This window comes from Saccharomonospora iraqiensis subsp. paurometabolica YIM 90007, assembly GCF_000231035.2.
In the GTDB taxonomy this organism is placed as follows: domain Bacteria; phylum Actinomycetota; class Actinomycetes; order Mycobacteriales; family Pseudonocardiaceae; genus Saccharomonospora; species Saccharomonospora paurometabolica.
Window position 1 is genome coordinate 147,457 of sequence record NZ_KI912258.1, and the last position, 17,244, is coordinate 164,700.

Genomic DNA, 17,244 nt, shown 5'->3' on the forward strand with positions numbered 1-17,244 from the left:
GTCAGCCGTCGTCCTCGAGGGCGCGGAGTTCGTCGAAGGCCCGGCGCCGACGTTGCTGCCGTTCCCGCTGCAGGCTCAGGACATCGGAGGTGCGGAGCCGCGTGTGGGTGCCGACCTTGTGCGCGGGGACCTCGCCGTCCTTGATCATCTTCATCAAGGTGGGACGGGACACCCCCACCAGCTTCGCCGCAGCGGTGGTTGTCAGCTCCTCCGGCATCGTGCCGATGGTGATCGTGTGTCCCTGTGCCATCCCGTGCAGGATCCGGCCCAGAACCGCGGACAACTCACCGGGGAGCTCGATCGGTTCGCCGTCGGCCGCGGCCACGGTGAACCGTTGCTGCTCGTGCGGGAGCGCCCGGGCCACCTGCTCGGCCTGCTGTTGACGCTCGTCCGTCACCAGCACGTCACGCTCGCCCAGCGTGGCTGACATGACCATCGACCTTCCCGGGTTCGACAGGAGCCGCTTGCAGATATCAGTGTAATGATTTCAGATGTATCTGCAAGGTCGTTGTGTTCTCCGCGGGACGGGGACGTGGCGATCTCTCACTGTTCGCCCGGGAGGGCGAAGTGGCCGTCCGGGGTCTGCTCGACCAGGCCGTCGGTGAGCAGTGAGTCGAGGCACTCCTCGCGCTGGCCCGCCTTCGGCCAGGCGAGGTCGAGCGTGGCCTTGTCCACCGGCCCGTCCGTGCCCCGCAGGACGTCCAGCAGCCGCCCGCGCACCTGCCGGTCGGTGCCGCTGTAGCGCTGGGTCGGGCGGGTCGGGCCGGTGTAGGCGGGTTTGCCCGCGCGGTGCCAGGCGCAGGCGTCCACGAGCGGGCAGTCCGCGCACCGCGGGTTGCGCGCCGTGCACACCACCGCGCCCAGTTCCATCAGAGCGGCGGAGAACCGCGCCGCCCGGGCGTCGTCCTCCGGCAGCAGCGCCTCGACGTCGGCGAGGTCGCGGGTGTTCGACGGTGGACCGGCGTCCCCCGCGCCGTGGACGGCCCTGGCCACCACCCGGCGGACGTTGGTGTCCACCACCGGCGCACGCCTGCCGTGGGCGAAGGCGGCCACCGCACGGGCGGTGTAGGTGCCGATCCCCGGCAGCGCGAGCAGGGTGTCCACGTCGGCGGGCACCGCGTCGCCGTGCTCGGCGGCCAGCACCCCGGCCGCCTCGTGCAGCCGCAGCGCCCGCCGCGGATAGCCGAGCTTGCCCCACGCCCGGACCACCTCACCCTGGCTCTCCGCGGCGAGGTCCGACGGCCGCGGCCACCGGGCCAGCCACTGCTCCCACACCGGCCACACCCGGTTCACCGGGGTCTGCTGGAGCATGATCTCGCTGACCAGCACCCCCCACGGCGTGACGTCGGACCGCCGCCACGGCAGGTCCCGTGCGTGGTCGGCGAACCAGTCGAGCAGGGTGTCGGCGTCGACGGTGTCGACGGTGTCGACGGTGTCGACGGTGTCGACGGAAGGAACGAGGTCGGACATCGGCGCCAGGGTATCGACACCGCCTCAGGTGACCTCGCGCAGCTCTCCGGTGCGGATGTCCAGGACGAATCCCCGCACGCCGTCGGTGTGCGGCAGGTACGGGCTGCGCCGCACCCGCGCGACGGACCGCCGCACGCCGTCCTCGGCGTCCCGGAAGGCCTCGACGGCCCACGACGGCCGCAGGCCGGTGTCGGCTTCGAGTTCGTCCCGGAACCCGTCCTCGGTCACCGTGCTCACGCCGCACTCGGTGTGCCCGACGACCATGACCTCCCGGGTGCCGAGCTTGCGCTGACTCAACGCCAGCGACCGGATCACGTCGTCGGTGACGACCCCGCCCGCGTTGCGCAGCACGTGCGCCTCGCCGTGCGCCAGCCCGAACAGCTCGGGCACGCGGATGCGCGCGTCCATGCAGGTGACCACCGCGACGGCGAGCGCGGGCGGGGCCGGTGTGTCGTCCTCGGTCGTGGCGCGGTCCCGTCCGGCCGCGCGGGCCAGCAGTTCGTCGATCGAGCTCATGGTCCCGTATTCTTTCCGCCGCCGTCCGACGGCGGTGCACCGGCCTCGGTCAGGGGCCGAACCACTGCTCCTCCGCGGTGCGCGGGGCGGCCGACGTGCCGCCGAGGCGCAGTTCCGTGGGCAGCGTGATGACCTTCGGCGTGGTCCGGTCGGCCTCCTCCAGCAGCAGCCTGCCCGCGGCTCGGCCCTTCTCCAGCACCGGCTGGTGCACCGTGGTCAGCCCCGCGCGCGAGGCCTCGGCGATGCCGTCGAACCCGGTGATCGTGAGATCGGCGGGCACGCGCAGGCCGCGTCGCCCGGCCTCGGCCATCGCGCCGAGGGCGAGAATGTCCGAGGTGCAGATCAACGCTGTCACCCGCGGGTGGGCGTCGAGCAGTTGCCGGGCGGCGGTGGCGCCGTCATCGACGGTGTGGTCGAACCGTTCCACGACGGGCACGGTGTCCCAGGCGACCCCGGCCGCCTCGAACGTCCGCGCCAGCGCGGCGAGCCGGGTGCGCTGCACGTGGTAGTGGGCCTCCCGCTGCCGCCGCAGGGGGACGAAGTCGTCGTTGCGGTCGCTGGCCAGCCGCATGCACAGCACGCCGACCTGCCGGTGGCCGAGCCCGACCACGTGATTGGCGACCTCGACGGTCGCGTTCTCGTCGTCCGGGCCGACCCGGTCGACGCCGTCGAGCTGGGGCTGGTCGACCACCACCGTGGGCACGGGGCGGGACAGCACGGCCGACAGGTGCGGGTCGTCGTCGGGCACCGAGTAGACGACGAAGCCGTCGACCGCCGCCTGGTGCACCGCGGCCACCTCCTCCCGGCCCGGGCTGGCGGGGACGAGGTGCAGCCCGACGCCCGCGTCCTCGCAGGCCAGCGCGAGCCCTTCCAGCACGCCGACCGCCGCGGGGTCGCGGAAGGCGTAGGAGAGGTTCTCGGTGAGCAGCAGCCCGACCGCGCCGGCCTTGCGGGTGCGCAGTGAGCGTGCCACCGGGTCGGGTCCGGGGTATCCGAGACGACGGGCCGTGTCCAGGACCCGCCGCCGCAGTTCCGGCGACAGCTGGTCCGGCCGGTTGTACGCGTTCGACACCGTGGTCCTGGACACGCCCAGCTCGGCGGCCAGCGACGCCAAGGTCGCCTGTCGCCTGGTTCGCATCGGCCGGTTCATGGAGAAACCGTAACGGTTCAGAAGTCGCAGCAGAAGGAGAGCCCAACGTGGCTCACACGGTAACTCCGCGTCGTCGAATTGTTCACCCGACCGGTGGTCGTCGGGTCGATGGATCGGGTAAGGTGAAGTCGACAATCATTTCCAACTGTGTGGGGTGATGCGGGTGCGGTGCAGCGGTGCTCACTCGAAGGGGTGGCTGACGGTCGCCGCGCTGGGCAGCGCGGTGGCCCTGACGGCGACGGCCTGTGGCAGCGGGAACGGCGCGGGCGACGGGGACGGCGACGGGGGCCTCGCCGTGGTCGCCTCGACCAACGTCTGGGCGAGCGTGGTGAAGGCGGTCGGCGGGCCACACGTCGAGGTCAGTTCCCTCATCGACGATCCCTCGGACGACCCGCACTCGTACCAGGCCGACGCCGAGGACGCCGCCGATGTGCAGTCGGCGGACTTCCTGGTGTCCAACGGGGACGGCTACGACGATTTCTTCACCCAACTCGCCGACCGGGCTCCCGACGTCCCGACGGTCGTCGCCGTCGACTCGGCGCCCGGGCACGGTACGGACGACGGGAGCGGGGCGCACGAGGGTGCGGAGCACGGCTCCGGTGACGAGGAGGGCCACGGTAACCAGGAGTCCCACGCGGGCCATGATCACGGTTCCGGCAACGAGCACGTCTGGTACGACCTGCCGGTCGTCGCCGCCGTCGCGGAACGGACCGCCGAGCGGCTCGGCGAGGTGGCCCCGGAGCAGCGGGACACCTTCCGCCGCAACGCGGCCGCGTTCACCGACCGGGTCGACGAGCTCTCCACGCGGGTCGACGGCATCGCCGACGAACACGGCGGGGCGCGGGTCGCGGCCACCGCCCCGGTGGCGCACTACCTGCTCGCCGACGCCGGGATCGAGGACGTGACGCCGAGGGAGTTCACCGCCGCGATCGAGAACGAGACCGACGTTCCCGTCGCCGCGCAGCAGCGGATGCTGGAAGTCGTCTCGGAGTCCGAGGTCGGCGCCGTGGTGCGGAACGTGCAGACCACGAGCCCCGCGACCGGGAAGATCGTCGAGGCGGCCCGGGGCGCGGGCGTTCCGGTCGTGGACGTCACCGAGACCCTGCCGGAGGGCGAGGACGATTACATTGCCTGGATGGAGGGGCAGCTCGACGCCTTGTCGCGGGCGCTGTCCGGATGAGTCGACGGTCGGCCGAGGTCGAGGTGAGCAACATGGACGGTGAGACGGCTGCGGCCGGTGCCGTGGCCGGGGACGGTGCCGTCGTGCGACTCCGGGAGGCCGCACTGGGCTTCGGTGCGCGCACCCTGTGGTCGGGTCTCGACCTGGACGTCGCCCCCGGTGAGTTCGTCGCGGTGCTCGGGCCGAACGGGTCCGGCAAGACGAGCCTCCTCCGGGTGTTGCTCGGCCTGCAGTCGCTGAGCGCGGGCAGCGCCCTGGTCGCGGGCTCGCCACCCGGGCGGGGCAACGAGCGCGTCGGGCACGTGCCGCAGCAGCGCGCGATGGACCGGGGGCTCACCCTGCGTGGCCGGGACCTCGTCGGGCTCGGCCTGGACGGGCACCGGTGGGGCCTCGGCCTGAGCGGGCTGCGGCGGCGGCGCCGACGGATCACGGAGGCGATCGAGTCGGTGGGCGCCCGGCACTACGCCAACGCCCCGGTGGGCACGCTCTCCGGGGGCGAGCAGCAGCGGCTCCGGGTGGCCCAGGCGCTCATCGGTCACCCGGACGTGTTGTTGTGCGACGAGCCGCTGGCCTCGCTCGACCCGGCCCAGCAGCGGGTGGTCGCGGAGCTGATCGACCGTCGGCGGCGCGAGGCGGACACGGCCGTCCTGTTCGTCACGCACGAGATCAACCCGGTGCTGCCCTACGTGGACAAGGTGCTGTACCTGGTGGACGGGAAGTTCCGCGTCGGCACCCCGGACGAGGTGATGACCTCGGAGACCCTGTCCGAGCTGTACCGGTCGCGGGTCGAGGTGCTGCGGGTCGGCGGTCAGATCCACGTCGCGGGTGCGCAGAGCGGCCTGTGCGAGGACGAGGTGCACCACTCGTGACGCGGTGTGTCGCCCGAGCCCGGCTCGGTCTCCCGCCCCCTGCCCGGAAACCGGAACCGTCACCCACCGCCCGGCACGCCCGGCCCGTCGCCTGAGGGTCCGCCCATGGACAAGCTGTTCGATCTCGACCTGACGATGCGCCTGCTCGGCCTCGACTTCGTGCAGACCGCGCTGCTCGCCGCGGCCGTGCTCGGGGTCGTGGCGGGCGTGCTGGGCCCGATCATCGTCACCCGGCGGATGTCGTTCGCCGTGCACGGCACGGCCGAGTTGGCGTTCACCGGTGCCGCGGCGGCGCTGCTGCTGGGCATCGGGGTCAGCTACGGTGCGCTGGCCGGGGCCGTCGTCGCCGCGCTGCTGCTGGGCCTGCTGGGGAGCCGGGAGTCCGAGCGGGACTCGGTGATCGGCGTCGTCCTCGCCTTCGGACTCGGCCTCGGGGTGCTGTTGCTGTGGTACTACCCGGGCCGCGCGGCGAACAAGTTCGGCATCCTGGTCGGCCAGATCGTCGCCGTCGAACCCACCGACCTCACCGCGCTGCTGATCGCCTCGGCGGTGGTGCTGGTCGTGCTCGCCCTGATCTACCGTCCGCTGTGGTTCGCCAGCGTCGACCCGGTGGTGGCGGCCGCGCGGGGGGTGCCGGAACGGCTGCTCGCCCCGCTGTTCGCCGTGCTCATCGGGGTGGGCACCGCGCTCGGCGTGCAGATCGTCGGCGCGTTGCTGGTGATGGCACTGATGGTGACCCCGGCGGCGGCCGCCGCGCGGGTGACCGCCAGTCCGCTGCGGGCGACGGTGCTGGCGGTGCTGTTCGCCGAGACGGCCGCGCTGGGCGGCATCGTCCTGTCGCTGGCGCCGGGCGCCCCGGTCAGCTTCTTCGTCACCGCGATCTCGTTCGCGATCTACCTGACCTGCCGGGTGGTCGCGTTCGTCCGCGGACGGGCCACCCGCCGACTCGACCGGGCCGGTGCCGACGACGGCGCCGGGACAGCCCCCGGTGCGGACGACGGAGCCAGGGTGGGCACCGGGGACACCGCCGGTGTGCGCCGCGCCTAGTGCAGCATCAACAGCACCTGGAGTTCACCGACGACCCCGCCGATGACCCCGCCGACGACCACGAGTTTCCACTCGTCCTGGCGGACCGCGGGGCGCAGCAGGCCCTCGAACTCGACCGACGTCATCCGCAGCATCCGGTTCTCGACGAGGTTGGCCACGTCCATCGCCCGCGCCAGGTAGCCCTCGGCGTGGGCGAGGGTGTCCGGCAGCGCCTCGACCGCGCGGGTGGCCGCCGCGTCCTTCATCTCCTCCAGCCTGCGGCGGCCGACGGTGGCCGTCACCAGCGGCCCGGCGTTGCGGGCGTGCTCGTCGACCGCCGCGGAGACCTCGCGGCGGATCAGCGCGACCACGCGGTCGGAGCGCGGCCCGCGCAGCACGGCGTCGAGCAGGTTCGGCACGGTCAGCAGCTCGTTGGCGACGAGATCGCCGTACTGCCGGGCCACCTCGGCGCGCCTGCGCTGGAACTTGCCGTGCAGCAGCAGTCCGCCGGGCAGCCGCACCGGATCGCGGGGCACGAACACGAGCTTGATCGCGAGCCAGTCGGTGAACAGACCGATCGCGGCCCCGAAGATCGGCATGACCAGCGGGTTCTTCGTCACCGCCCACACGATCGACTGCACGACGCCGAGGACGAGGCCGAACCAGATGCCGGAGCGGGCGATGAAGGCCATCTCCGGCCGCGAGGTCTCCCGGATCAGCCGCACCAACAGGGCCTTGTCCCGGGTGAGGCGCTGCACGCTCATGTGCTTGATGTCGAGGATGTTGTCGATGTCGTCGCGCAGCTCGTCCATCACCTGCCGGACCACCCGGGGTGAGGAGGCCTGGACCTGCTTGACCACCAGGTCGCGCGCCATCGGCGGGAGCCGTTCCCACAACCTCGGGTGGTACTCGGCCAGCACGTCCCGGGCGATGTCGTCGACGGCCCGTAGCAGCGGTTGTTCCATCTCCCGTGTCAACCGGGCCGGGTCGATGCGGGAGAACACGTCGGAGACGCTGAGCAGGTTGGTGGTGAGCAGCTCGGCGGCCTTGGCCGCCATCCGGCCGCCGTGCGCGGGCACCACGCCCTGCCAGCCGAGCACGGTTCCGGGGATCCCGACGAACTCCAGCGGGCGGAACATCATCTCGACGGCGACCCGCTTGGTGACGTAGCCGATCAGCGCGGCGACCACGGGGATCGCGGCGTAGAGCGGCCAGTTCGCGGCGAGGTCGTCGAGGACAGCCGCCACCGCGCGACCTCCTTACCGTTCGGGGGAACCGAAATCCCATCGTGCCTTTCGCCGCACCCTGCGGGCAGCTCGCCGGACCGGCGGCGCGCCGGGTATGGGATTCATCACGTCGGATCATTATGGTTGCCCGATGGCTGACGCGCAGGTATCCCCCACGCAAGCGACCAACCCGCAGTTCGCGACCGCCTTCCGCGGTTACGAGCAGAGCCAGGTGGACGAGCACGTCCAGCGGCTCACCGACGAACTGGCCGAGGCCACCAGGCACCGGGACGAGGCCTCGGCCTCGGTGGCGGAACTGACGAAGGCGCTGAGCTACGCCCAGCAGGAACTCGCCGACACGAAGACGGCCCTGTCCCGCATGGTCGACGATCCGGCGGGCCCCGCCGCGATGACCGAACGGGTCAAGACCATGATGCAGCTTGCCGAGGAGGAGATCGCCGAACTACGGGCCAAGGCCGAGCAGGACGCCACGGACGCGCGCCAGGCCGCCGACGCCTACGCGGAGAAGACCCGGAAGAAGGCGGACGAGGCGGCCGAGAAGCGGGCGGAGGAGGCCGAGGCCGAACGCACCCGCCTGGACGAGGAGGCCGACCGGCGCCGCCGGGAGCAGCAGGAGGCCACGGACAGACAGCTCGCCGACGAGCGCGCCGAGGCGGAGCGGGCCGCGGCCGAGCTGGAGCGGACCACCCGCGAGAAGTGCGACGAGCTGATCGCCGACGCCGAGCGCAGGCTGGCCGAGGCCGAGGCACGCCGCCGGGAGGCCTACGAACTGCGTGCGCTGGTGGCCGACCGGTTGACGGCGAGCCAGCAGGCGGTGACCGACGCGCTCGACCGGCTCGGCTCGGACCCCACACCGGAGGAGATCCGCCGCGAGGGCGCCCGGGAGTCCGGCCCCGATCCCGACGCCGCGGAGTCCGCCACCGCGGGTGCGGAGTCCTCCGCCGAGAAGTCCACCGCACAGGGTGGGAAGTCCGCAGGAACCTCCCGCGCGAAGTCCGGCTCCACCGGGGCGAAGAAGTCCGGGTCCTCCGGCACGACGAAGGCCGGGGAGAATGGCGGTCGTGCTGCTGAATGAACAACGGACGGCCGTCTGCGACCACGCCCGGCGGATGGTCGCCGACGGCCTCGTCGTCGGTACCTCCGGCAACGTCTCCGCCCGCGCGGGTGAGTACGTCGCCGTGACCCCCACCGGCGTCGACTACGGGTCGCTGCGTCCCGACGACATCCCCGTCGTGGCGCTGGACGGGTCGGTCGTGGACGGTTCGCTGCGGCCGACGAGTGAGCTGCCCATGCACCTGGCGGTGTACCGGGAGGCGGAGGACCCGGACGGGGCGCCGGTCACCGCCGTGGTGCACACCCATTCGGTGCACGCCACGGCGGTGTCCACCCTGGTCGACGAGGTGCCCCCGGTGCACTACATCCTCGCCACGCTCGGCCCGAGCGTGCGGGTGGCGCCGTACGCCACCTACGGGACCACCGAGCTCGCCGAGCGGATGCTGGCCGCGCTGGACGGCCGGCGCGGCTGCCTACTCGGCAACCACGGCACGGTGACCTACGGCGACGGTCTCGACGCCGCCTACCACCGGGCGCAGCAGCTGGAATGGGCCTGCCGGCTGTGGCTGCTCGCCCGCTCGGCGGGCACCCCCCGGGTGTTGCCGCCCGCCGAGGTGGAGCACGTCGTCGACCGTCTGCGCGGTTACGGACAGCCCGGCGCACGCTGACACCCGGCCGGGCGAACGTCCTGCCGGAGCGGCACGGGCGGGGCACCATCGACGGTGTGGACCCGGACGACTCGGACACCGTCGAGAAGCCCTCGTCGGTCGTCGACTTCGACGTGTACGGACTCGACGCGAGCTTCGAGGGCGCGCGTTGGGTGGACTTCTTCGAGGGACTGCCCGGCAGGCCGCCGTGGGCGCTGTGGCTCGGCCACCGCGAACCGGACTCGGACAGCGGGGTGCGGGTGGGCACCCTGCCCCGGCAGCGCTACGCAGCGGTGATGTGCCCGAACGGCAAGGACCCGCTGGTGGAGGTAGCCTTCAGCGGGGCGTTCGGGGTCATCAACCTGACCCTGCCGAGTTCCACGGTGCCGCGCCCGGAAGGGTTCATCCCGTCGCTGGTGGAGCACGCCGAGCAGCAGGCCCGCCGCTACCCGGACTGGCCGATCGTGTGGTGGGAGATCGAGGGTGCCGAGGTGCGCGCCCGGGTGTGGCACTTCGCGGGCGGGTGGGCCGCGTTCTCCACCGCGCTGGACGACGCCTACCTCGTGGCCGTGGGCGTCGGGACGGACCCGGCGAACCTGTCGTTCGTCCCGATCGAGGACACCTCCGTCTACGACGCCGACCTCACCGCGCCGCTGGACTTCGCGGAACTGGGGCGGAAGAAGAGCGTGCGGCCGGAGGCGTGGCTGCCCCCGCCCCGGCGCGACGACTTCCACCCGGACCAGCTCGCGTTCCTGCCCGACACGGAGCCGAGCTGACCCGGACGGGGACGGCGCGGACGGACGGTGATTGCGCCGCGGCGCACCGGGGCATCCGGGCGGTGGACAGGACCCGGGAGCGAGGAGGTCTCCAGCCGTGACGAACAGGTGTCGCAAACCGCGCAGGCGCCGCAACACCGGCGGTCCGCTGAACCCGCGGTCGTGGAACGCCACGCACCTCCCCGCCCGGATCACCACCGGCGCGTTCATCCTCAACTCCGGCTACACCAAACGCGGCGCCGACGAGGACACGGCGGGCCAGCTGCACGGCTTCGCCGCGGGCACCTATCCGCAGCTGAAGAAGGTCGAGCCGCGCACCTTCGTGCGCCTGCTCTCGGCCGGGGAGATGGTGCTCGGCACGGCGCTGCTGGTTCCGGTCATCCCGTCGGCCGTCGCCGGAGCGGGCCTGGCCGCGTTCTCGGCGGGCCTGCTCGGGCTGTACGTGCGCACGCCGGGCATGCGCCGGGAGAGCAGCATCCGCCCGACCGAGGAGGGCCTGTCTCTGGCCAAGGACGTCTGGATGCTCGGCATCGGCGCCTCACTCGTCCTGGACGACGTCGTGGCACGGCGTCGCCGCTGAGCCGCGAGCAGGGCACGGCTGTGCTCGCGCGGACAGCCCTCACCCGGTGTCGGAGGAGCGTACGCCCGGGATCTCGCCGTTGCGGAAGGCGTTGACGAACAGCCGGTGGTCCTCCCGGGTCCGCACGGCGTAGTGCATCCCGAAGTCCACGAGATCCCGGACGAACGCCGAGGGGTCCGTACCGATCGCCGCGGCGATCGCGTCCTCGGCCTGGAAGGTCACCAGCGTCTGCTCGGAGTCGGCGTCGGCGACGCAGTGCATCTTCGCCGTCGCCATGCCCAGGTAGCGCAGGACGGGCGCCATCTCGGCGGGCTCGGTCAGGTCCGACCAGTCGAGGTCGCGCACGTACGGGGACAGCTCGGAGACGACGAACCCGGTCCCGTCGATCTCGGTGTGCCCGAGCCACGGGTCGGCGTGGGCCTGCAACGCCCGCTGGGAGACCGCCGTGCGGTGCCCGTGGTGGTGAAAGTGGTCGTGGATCCGCGCGTCGTCGACCACCCGACTCGGCGCGGCGACGTTGCCCTGCTTCATCGAGAGCACGACGTCGTTCTCCAGCGCCTGGGTGCGCCCTTCCACCAGCACGTTGTATGCGGGCAGCCCCGCCGAGCCGATGCCGAAACCCGCGCGCCCGACGATGCTCTTCACCTCGTAGGTGAGGCTGCCGAAGCGCTTGTTCTCCGGGATCGTGCCCAGATACCGGTCGAACGCCGCCCGCACGGTGGCGTACTCGTCGTCATCGAGTTCCCGGGTTCCGGGGCCGTGGCGGAACCGCCGGTCGTAGTTCTCGACCACGGTCACCGCGTCGAGCAGCTCCACCCGGGTGCTCATCCGGGCGTCCAGCAGCACGTCGTGCACCAGACCCTCGGTGTTGTCGAGCTGGAGCCGGAACAGCTCGTCGTCCGGGTTGTCGACGAAGTGCCGCACCTGGTCGACGTAGGCGTGCAGGTAGGTCTCGATCAGTTGGGCGATGTCGTCGTCCGAGATCGCCTTCGTCCACGCGATCAGCGCGACACTGGCCACCAGCCGCCGCAGATCCCAGGTGAAGCTGCCGAGGAAGGCCTCGTCGAAGTCGTTGACGTCGAAGACGAGGACCCCGCCGGAGTCCATGTAGGTGCCGAAGTTCTCCGCGTGCAGGTCGCCCTGGATCCACACCCGCCCGGTGTGGTCGTCGGCCCACGGGTCGTCGAGCGCGACCATGTCCCGGTAGAACAGCGGTGCCGAGCCCCGGTAGAAGCTGAACGGGTCGGCGGCCATCTTGCGGAACTTCTTGCGGAACGCGGCCGGGTTCGCCCGCATCAACTCGTCGAACGCCTCGACCAGCACCTCGACGATCTCGCCGCGCCGCTGGTCGCTGTGCTCGCGGAGCCGCACCATCGGATCGCTCATCGCCGCGACCTCGCATCCTCCTCCGGCCGGGACCGTGGCCGCCCGCGGGACGGCGCCTCTCCGCCAGTCTCACACGCCCACCGGGGCAGCGCCATGCTCCGGCACGCCCATGTCAGTCGACATCGCCGCGTAGCGCCGCGTACAGAAGGGCGACGCCGGAACCCGGGTTCTCCGGCAGATCGCGGTGAGCGGCAGGCAGTGCCCGCTCGTGGGCCCGTTCAGCCAGTGAGAAGTCGAAACGTGCGGGAACGGACTTGCAGTCGCCGTGGAAGCCGTGCTTCCGGAGCTCTCGCTTCAAGGTTTTGCTGTCCGTGTGCCGCGAGTACTCCCGGAAGTGCCAGAGGAGCCATACTTCGAAGCAAGGGTTGCTGATCGCGGTACGGATACCCGCACGCCGCGCGGCTGCGACGATCTCCGGGATGCGGAGGTGCTCGTCCACATCGAAGACGCACCAGGCGGCGTCATACCCGTCCGGTGAACCGATCGATTCACCGCCGTCCGTCTCGACCCGCGCGGCGTCCAGTAGATCGCCGGGCTTACCGCCGACACCTCTCACCTTCACGTCGACGACCGACACGGCGCTGGCGCGGAGGTGGTTGGCCAGTCCACGGAAGTACTCGACCTCAGTACGCACACCTTCCACGACCACGAGAACCCGGGGCCGCTCGCGACGAGTGCCCCGAGTGCGGCGGAGGTCGTGCTTGTCGCGCAATCTCCTCGCCATCACCGTGCGGTGCCCATCAACGTACGGACGTGCTCGAGGTCGATCAGCGGCACGGCGCCGTACCGGCCCTGCAGGTAGCGACGTTCGAAATTGTCGTCGCCGCGCGCACGGAACTCGTAGAGTGAGTAGAGTTCCGCGTTGCCCGCACCGTTCTTCTCGGTGAACCATACCTCGTCCCGTTCCAGGGCCCCCACGGTCGACTTCCCGAGGAACGACGTGTCATGCGAGGTGAACACGAGCTGGGCGCCAGTCGAGTTGATCTCGGAGTTCTTGAACATCTCGATGAGCGTGGTGGAGAGCATAGGATGCAGGCTCGCGTCCAGTTCGTCGACGACCAGGGTCTTACCGTGCTTGATGCATTGGAGAGCGGGCAGACCGATGGTGAGCCAGGATACGGTTCCGGAACTCTCCTCGTTGATCCCTAGTGTCGTCGTCTCCGGGTCGGTCGAACGGTGCTTGAAGCGGATCTCGCGCTGCAGGTCGTCGACGATCGCCTGAACCCCCTCGGGATGATCAGTGGCGGGACGGTCATCGTGGAGAATCTCGAAAAGACGTTCGATCTTCGACCGTAGTTCCCCGTCCATGTCGGATCGGCTCAGTTCAAGGCCGGTGATCCCGGTGTCGGCCATCGCGAGCAGGACCTCCGCCTCGCGGAGGATATCCGGGTTCTCGATAGCGTTCTTGGTCCAGTTGAGCCGGGAGAGGCGGTCACTCTCGTCGAACTCGGCATGGACGAAACTCTCGACCAGGTCCCTCGCAAGCGGAGTCAGGACCGGATGGTTGTTGTTCGCCGCCGTCGAGAGATAGAGGGAGTTGCCGCGGACGAGCTTGGCGATGGTCGAATTCGGTCCGCGTAGATGCCGACTGAATTGGAACGTCGGCTCGTCGCTCGGGCCGGATCGGTGGAAGAGTGTGCGGGGGCGCTTGAACGGATAGGACAGGAGCCATTCCTCCCGTATCCCATCCGAATCCGATTCGAAGCCGTAGTTGTAGCGTGTTCCGGACGCGACGAAGTCGACCTCGTAGGAGGACGGGCTTTCGATCGTGCGGCGGTCGAGGCGGAACGGTCGGAACGGGAAGTGCTTTCGTTCTCCCCATCGGGTTGCGGAGAACCGCACAGCGCTCCGGAACAGCTTCATGGCGTCGAGGACGGACGACTTACCGGAGGCGTTGGCCCCGTAGATACCGGCGACACGGGTGGTGGCCGCAGTCCAGTCGTCCTCCGGGGCCGTCGTACCGCTCGCCGCGCCGGAGACCAGGGACAGTTCGGCCGTGTCCCGGAAAGGACCGTGGTTCGACGTGCTGAACCGGAGCAGCATCGGAGCCTCCTCGCGAACAGGGTCATGGTAATCTAATCGCGGTGTGGGTCGAGATTCAACGCAAAACCGGACCCAGCGGCATCTTCCCCGCCATCAAAACCCGTTCAGGTGAACGGTGTGCACGGGTCGCGGTGCCCGTCAGAACTGGTAGTACAGGAACGGGCTGAAGGTGCCGCCGGCGACGAGGATCGCGGCGTAGGCGACGCCGACGGTCATGACACCGACGCGCAGGACGGTGGCCGTGCGGGTGCGGGCGGCCTCCAGCGTCGGACCGGTGACCGGCTGCGCCGGGAGGGCGAACACGGCGAGCGCGGCGAGCAGGATGACCAGGCGCTGGTGGGTCAGCGCGGTGTCCACGAGGTCGGTGAGGCCGCCGGTGTCCGGCACCAGCATGTGGCCGAGCATGGTGAACGCGGCCCCGAGGTCGGGGGCGCGGAAGAACACCCACCCGATGACCACCAGCACGGCGGTGAGCACGCGCCGTGCGACGCGCCCGTACGGCGTGTCGGGGGAGGAGTCCCGGCCGCTCGCACGCTCGATCACCAGCAGCACCCCGTGGTACACACCCCACACCACGTAGGTCCAGGCCGCGCCGTGCCAGAAGCCGGTCAGCAGGAACACGATCCACAGGTTGCGGTAGGTCCGCGCCGCGCCGTCGCGGCTGCCGCCCAGCGGGATGTAGACGTAGTCGCGGAACCAGCGGGACAGCGACATGTGCCAGCGCCGCCAGAACTCGGTGATCGTCACCGACGAGTAGGGCCGCGCGAAGTTCTCCGGCAGCCGGAAGCCCAGCATCCGCCCCAGCCCGATCGCCATGTCGGAATAGCCGGAGAAGTCGAAGAACAGTTGCAGGGTGAAGGCGAGCGCGCCGGTCCAGGCGATCGCGAACGTCATGTCGTCGCCGGGGGTGGAGAAGCACGCGTCCACCACCGGTGCCAGCGAATCGGCGATCACGGCCTTCTTGCACAGGCCCAGCGCGAACCGGGGAAAGCCCGCGGCGATGTCGTCCAGCCGGTGCGAGCGCTGCTGCGGTAGCTGGTCGGCGATCTCGTGGTAGCGCACGATCGGCCCGGCCGCGAGCTGCGGGAACATCGAGATGTAGGTGCCGAACGCCACCGGTTCCCGCAGCGCGGGGCGCTCCCCCCGGTAGATGTCGACCACGTACGAGATGTGGTGGAACGTGAAGAACGAGATCCCGATCGGCAGCGCCAGTTCCACCACCGGAATGCTTCCGCCGAACAGTCCGGCGAAATGTGCGATCTGTTCGGTGGCGAATCCCGCGTACTTCCACACGAACAGGATCGCCAGGTCGAACGCGACCACGCCGAACAGCAACCGCCGTCGCCGGACGGCGTCCCGCGGATTCCACGGGTCGGGCTCCAGCACCCGGCCGACGGCGAAGTTCACGACCATGCAGGTCAGCAGGAGCAGGGTGAACGCGCCCGCGCCGGTGGCGTAGAAGAGCAGACTGCCGACCGCGACGATGCCGTTGCGCCAACCCCGGGGCAGCACCAGCAGTGCGACCAGCACCGCGGGCATGAAGAACCACAGGAAAAGTGGCGACACGAACGACAACGCGGCCCCCTGCTCACGATCCGGCACCGTGACCCTAGCGGAGGCGACCCCCCGCCGGAGTGAGATGCCGGGGACCGTGGCGCGGGCCATATGGGCGTGACGCGCCCCGATTCCGGACCGGTGTGCCTCGCCGGTCTACACCGGGGGTTCCGGGTCGTACTGGATCGCGTGGCGCACGGTGCGGGCGTGCTCCGTCCCGCCCAGGCGGGCCACCAGGTGCAGCGCCATGTCGATCCCGGCGGACACCCCGGCCGAGGTGACGACGTCCCCGTCGTCCACGAACCGCTCCTCGCGCCGGACGTCGATCGTGTCGTCCAGTTCGCCGAGCAGGTCCAGCGACGCGTGGTGGGTCGTCGCGGGGCGGTCGCGCAGTACGCCCGCGGCGGCGTAGACCAGCGCGCCGGTGCACACGCTGGTCAGCAGCGGCACCTCGGCCCGCTGGGCGCGGACCCAGTCGATCCAGACGTCGTCCCGGAGGTGCGCGCGGGTGCCCGGCCCGCCCGGGTAGAGCAGTGCGTCCAGCGCGGGCGCGTCGGCGAACGAGTACCGGGCGTGCAGGTCGAGGCCCTTCGCGCCGTGCACCACGTCGCCGTCCGGGCTCAGCGACACCACCGACCAGCCGTCCTCCGGGAACGCCCGGGTCCAGTGCGCCAACACCTCCCACGGACCGACCGCGTCCAGCTCGGCCAGGTCGTCGAAGAGCACGATCCCGAGTGTCCGCGACGTGTCGGTCATGCCCGGCGTTCCCGGCTCGTCAGGTCCGGCCCGCCGCGCGGCGCCTGCGGGCGACCTCGGACAGCAGCACGGCCCCCGCCACCGAGGCGTTCAACGACTCCACCCCGGTGGCCATCGGGATGGACACCGTGACGTCGCACGTCTCGCGCACCAGCCGGGACAGGCCCCGCCCCTCGGAGCCGACCACGACCACCAGCGGTTCGGTGGCCAGGTCGAGGCCGTCGATGTCGGTCGAGCCGTCCGCGTCCAGCCCGGCGACCATCAGCCCCTCGTCCGCCCACGTCCGGAGCTGGCGGGTGAGGTTCGGGGCGACACCGATCGGCATCCGCGCCGCCGCGCCCGCGCTCGTGCGCCAGGCCACCGCCGTCATGCTCGCGCTGCGCCTGCGCGGCAACAGCACCCCGTGCGCGCCGAACGCCGCCGCCGAGCGCACCACCGCGCCCAGGTTCCGCGGGTCGGTCACCCCGTCGAGCGCCACCAGCAGCGGCGCGTCCCCGGAGTTGCGGGCGATGGTGAGCAGGTCGTCCGCGTCGGTGTAGTCGAACGGCGGCACCTGCAGGCCCAGGCCCTGATGCACCGCGCCGCCGGTCTTGCGGTCCAGCTCGTCGCGGGGCACCTCCAGGATCGAGATGCCGTGGTCGGCCGCCGTGCGCACCGCCTCGCGCACCCGGTCGTCGCTGTCGATGTTCAGCGCGACGTACAGCGCGGTCGCCGGTACCCGGGCGCGCAGCGACTCCACCACGGGATTGCGCCCGGCGATGATCTCCGGGGTCTCCTCGGCCCGCTTCGCGGCCGCCCGCTGCTTCTCCGCCTTCGCGGCCGCCGCGGCGGCCTTGCGCTGCGCCGGATGTCCGGTGCGCTCCTTCGCCTTGGGGGTCGGGCCCTTGCCCTCCAAGGCCTTGCGCCGCTTACCGCCGGAGCCGACGACCGGCCCCTTCTTCGTGCTTTCCTTGCGCACCGCTCCGCGGCGGCGGGAATTGCCTGCCATGAT

18 protein-coding genes are annotated in these 17,244 nt (G+C 71.2%); 7 read left to right on the forward strand and 11 right to left on the reverse strand.

Annotation, left to right across the window (positions count from 1 at the left end; genetic code table 11):
• Position 1: 1 nt before the first annotated feature.
• The 4 genes from SACPADRAFT_RS0219965 to SACPADRAFT_RS0219980 all read right to left on the reverse strand — a co-directional run bounded on the left by SACPADRAFT_RS0219965 (position 2) and on the right by SACPADRAFT_RS0219980 (position 3,136).
• Complete coding sequence (locus tag SACPADRAFT_RS0219965; RefSeq protein WP_040924655.1) at positions 2-430, reverse strand: helix-turn-helix domain-containing protein; 429 nt, start codon at positions 428-430, stop codon at positions 2-4.
• Positions 431-543: 113 nt separating this feature from the next.
• Positions 544-1,470, reverse strand: a complete 927-nt coding sequence (locus tag SACPADRAFT_RS0219970) for an HhH-GPD family protein (RefSeq protein ID WP_007023114.1) — start codon at positions 1,468-1,470, stop codon at positions 544-546.
• Positions 1,471-1,494: 24 nt separating this feature from the next.
• Positions 1,495-1,986, reverse strand: coding sequence for a beta-class carbonic anhydrase (locus SACPADRAFT_RS0219975; RefSeq protein ID WP_007023113.1), 492 nt, complete (start codon positions 1,984-1,986; stop codon positions 1,495-1,497).
• Between the two features lie 49 nt (positions 1,987-2,035).
• Positions 2,036-3,136: a LacI family DNA-binding transcriptional regulator gene (locus tag SACPADRAFT_RS0219980; RefSeq protein ID WP_007023112.1), complete on the reverse strand. Its 1,101-nt coding sequence runs from the start codon at positions 3,134-3,136 to the stop codon at positions 2,036-2,038.
• A 157-nt stretch (positions 3,137-3,293) separates the two neighbouring features.
• Between SACPADRAFT_RS0219980 and SACPADRAFT_RS0219985 the strand changes: the two genes are divergently transcribed.
• The 3 genes from SACPADRAFT_RS0219985 to SACPADRAFT_RS0219995 all read left to right on the forward strand — a co-directional run bounded on the left by SACPADRAFT_RS0219985 (position 3,294) and on the right by SACPADRAFT_RS0219995 (position 6,232).
• On the forward strand, positions 3,294-4,316 hold the full coding sequence (locus SACPADRAFT_RS0219985; RefSeq protein WP_007023111.1) for a metal ABC transporter solute-binding protein, Zn/Mn family: 1,023 nt from the start codon (positions 3,294-3,296) through the stop codon (positions 4,314-4,316).
• 32 nt (positions 4,317-4,348) lie between these two features.
• Positions 4,349-5,185, forward strand: a complete 837-nt coding sequence (locus tag SACPADRAFT_RS0219990) for a metal ABC transporter ATP-binding protein (protein WP_051442531.1) — start codon at positions 4,349-4,351, stop codon at positions 5,183-5,185.
• Positions 5,186-5,290: 105 nt separating this feature from the next.
• A complete protein-coding gene (locus tag SACPADRAFT_RS0219995) occupies positions 5,291-6,232 on the forward strand; it encodes a metal ABC transporter permease (RefSeq protein WP_007023109.1) in 942 nt (313 codons plus the stop codon).
• Here the strand turns inward: SACPADRAFT_RS0219995 and SACPADRAFT_RS0220000 are convergent.
• Positions 6,229-7,458 carry a DUF445 domain-containing protein gene (locus tag SACPADRAFT_RS0220000; protein ID WP_007023108.1) on the reverse strand — a complete coding sequence of 410 codons (1,230 nt, stop codon included), beginning with the start codon at positions 7,456-7,458 and terminating at the stop codon, positions 6,229-6,231. The two genes, SACPADRAFT_RS0219995 and SACPADRAFT_RS0220000, sit on opposite strands and share 4 nt — an antisense overlap.
• A gap of 130 nt (positions 7,459-7,588) precedes the next feature.
• Between SACPADRAFT_RS0220000 and SACPADRAFT_RS0220005 the strand changes: the two genes are divergently transcribed.
• From SACPADRAFT_RS0220005 to SACPADRAFT_RS0220020, 4 genes are all read left to right on the forward strand, one after another.
• Positions 7,589-8,533 carry a DivIVA domain-containing protein gene (locus tag SACPADRAFT_RS0220005; RefSeq protein ID WP_040924628.1) on the forward strand — a complete coding sequence of 315 codons (945 nt, stop codon included), beginning with the start codon at positions 7,589-7,591 and terminating at the stop codon, positions 8,531-8,533.
• Complete coding sequence (locus SACPADRAFT_RS0220010) at positions 8,511-9,179, forward strand: class II aldolase/adducin family protein (protein ID WP_007023106.1); 669 nt, start codon at positions 8,511-8,513, stop codon at positions 9,177-9,179. The genes SACPADRAFT_RS0220005 and SACPADRAFT_RS0220010 overlap by 23 nt, the downstream gene beginning before the upstream one ends.
• A 56-nt stretch (positions 9,180-9,235) precedes the next feature.
• Positions 9,236-9,934 carry a hypothetical protein gene (locus SACPADRAFT_RS0220015; protein WP_007023105.1) on the forward strand — a complete coding sequence of 233 codons (699 nt, stop codon included), beginning with the start codon at positions 9,236-9,238 and terminating at the stop codon, positions 9,932-9,934.
• A 97-nt stretch (positions 9,935-10,031) separates the two neighbouring features.
• The gene (locus SACPADRAFT_RS0220020) at positions 10,032-10,514 is read left to right on the forward strand and encodes a hypothetical protein (RefSeq protein ID WP_007023104.1); all 483 of its coding nucleotides are present in this window, start codon (positions 10,032-10,034) and stop codon (positions 10,512-10,514) included.
• Positions 10,515-10,553: 39 nt separating this feature from the next.
• On the opposite strand, the gene SACPADRAFT_RS0220025 is transcribed toward SACPADRAFT_RS0220020, so the two are convergent.
• The 6 genes from SACPADRAFT_RS0220025 to rlmB form a co-directional block, all read right to left on the reverse strand.
• Positions 10,554-11,900: a DUF2252 domain-containing protein gene (locus tag SACPADRAFT_RS0220025; RefSeq protein ID WP_007023103.1), complete on the reverse strand. Its 1,347-nt coding sequence runs from the start codon at positions 11,898-11,900 to the stop codon at positions 10,554-10,556.
• A gap of 112 nt (positions 11,901-12,012) precedes the next feature.
• Positions 12,013-12,624, reverse strand: coding sequence for an RloB family protein (locus SACPADRAFT_RS28915; RefSeq protein ID WP_007023102.1), 612 nt, complete (start codon positions 12,622-12,624; stop codon positions 12,013-12,015).
• Positions 12,624-13,943 (reverse strand): AAA family ATPase, encoded by a 1,320-nt coding sequence (locus SACPADRAFT_RS0220035; protein WP_007023101.1) that lies wholly within the window; start codon positions 13,941-13,943, stop codon positions 12,624-12,626. Before SACPADRAFT_RS0220035 ends, SACPADRAFT_RS28915 begins: the two co-directional genes overlap by 1 nt.
• 138 nt (positions 13,944-14,081) lie before the next feature.
• Entirely contained in the window at positions 14,082-15,518 is a 1,437-nt protein-coding gene (locus SACPADRAFT_RS0220040) for an MBOAT family O-acyltransferase (RefSeq protein WP_028662630.1), read from the reverse strand.
• Positions 15,519-15,653: 135 nt separating this feature from the next.
• On the reverse strand, positions 15,654-16,253 hold the full coding sequence (locus SACPADRAFT_RS0220045; protein ID WP_007023099.1) for a DJ-1/PfpI family protein: 600 nt from the start codon (positions 16,251-16,253) through the stop codon (positions 15,654-15,656).
• A 19-nt stretch (positions 16,254-16,272) separates the two neighbouring features.
• Positions 16,273-17,241: a 23S rRNA (guanosine(2251)-2'-O)-methyltransferase RlmB gene (rlmB, locus tag SACPADRAFT_RS0220050; protein ID WP_007023098.1), complete on the reverse strand. Its 969-nt coding sequence runs from the start codon at positions 17,239-17,241 to the stop codon at positions 16,273-16,275.
• Positions 17,242-17,244: the final 3 nt, after the last annotated feature.